This is a genomic window from Mesorhizobium sp. M7A.F.Ca.CA.002.09.1.1 (assembly GCF_003998555.1).
GTDB classification, from domain to species: Bacteria; Pseudomonadota; Alphaproteobacteria; order Rhizobiales; family Rhizobiaceae; genus Mesorhizobium; species Mesorhizobium ciceri.
Window position 1 is genome coordinate 1 of the sequence record NZ_RZRR01001291.1, and the last position, 1097, is coordinate 1097.

Below are 1097 nucleotides of genomic sequence, written 5' to 3' on the forward strand. Positions count from 1 at the left end.
GCCGGCAACCGAGCGCGCGAGCAGCGTCTTGCCGGTTCCCGGAGGGCCGACGAGCAGCACGCCGCGCGGAATCTTGCCGCCGAGCCGCTGGAACTTCTGCGGATCGCGCAGGAACTCGACGATCTCTTCCAGATCTTCCTTGGCTTCGTCGACGCCGGCAACGTCCTGGAAAGTGACGCGGCCATGCGCTTCGGTGAGCAGCTTGGCCTTCGATTTGCCGAAGCCCATCGCGCGGCCGGAGCCGGACTGCATCTGGCGCATGAAGAATATCCAGACGCCGAGGATGAGGATCATCGGCAGCCAGGAGATCAAATAGCCGAACAGCGAATTGGAACCGTCCGTTTCAGGCCGTGCATTGATGGTGACGTTCTTGTCCTGCAGCCGCGAGACCAGCGAAGGATCGCCGGGCGAATAGGTCTGGAAACCGCTGGAATTGTCGGTGTAGGTGCCGCTGATACGAGCGCCAGCAATGGTCACCGTCTTGACCCGCCCCGCCGCGACATCCTGCAGGAACTGCGAATAAGGCACATCGCTGGAAGCCCCTCGCGTCTGCGGCGTCTGGAACAAATTGAACAGGGCTATGAGCAGGACCGCTATGATCGCCCAGAGCGCGAGGTTGCGATAGTTCGGATTCATCAATTGTCCCGTTGGCGTCCGCGAGGCGGACACGCGTCATGAGAGGAAACTTGCGCCTAACATAGGGAGAGCGTCCCCCCTTGCCAAGCAGAACAGCACGTCTGGGTTAAGCTTTCGCGCAACCCTCAGCCGGCACTGTGGCCGCTGAAAGGCAAGGGCGGGACCGGGGCCGCGCCAATCAGCCCGGCGACGGCCCGCGCCAGCGCTAGGTCGAAGGATGGCAGGAAGCGGCCGAAGGGGGCAACGACCGGCCGCACTTCCACCGTCGCGGACTTCAGTCCATATCCAGGCAAACCAAGGCATTCACCGGCCTGCCACACCGCCGGTTCGGCCGCGAGCGCGGCGCGCATCAGGCTCGACGGGGTTTTTCCTTCACCCGTCGCGAGCCGTTTCGCCGCTGCCGTGCCTAACGGGGCAATCAACAATGCGCTGCTGCTGTCGTTCAATGTGATGTGCCGGCG

The 1097-nt window shown here is 63.5% G+C and carries 1 protein-coding gene and 1 pseudogene; both read right to left on the minus strand.

Translation table 11 applies throughout. The features are described 5' to 3' along the window. On the minus strand, nucleotides 1–636 hold a 636-nt coding region (locus EN994_RS32620; protein WP_127308211.1), incomplete at its 3' end, for an ATP-dependent metallopeptidase FtsH/Yme1/Tma family protein. 125 nt (nucleotides 637–761) lie between these two features. Next, nucleotides 762–1097: pseudogene (locus tag EN994_RS32625) on the minus strand (tRNA(Ile)-lysidine synthetase); the annotation flags it as partial.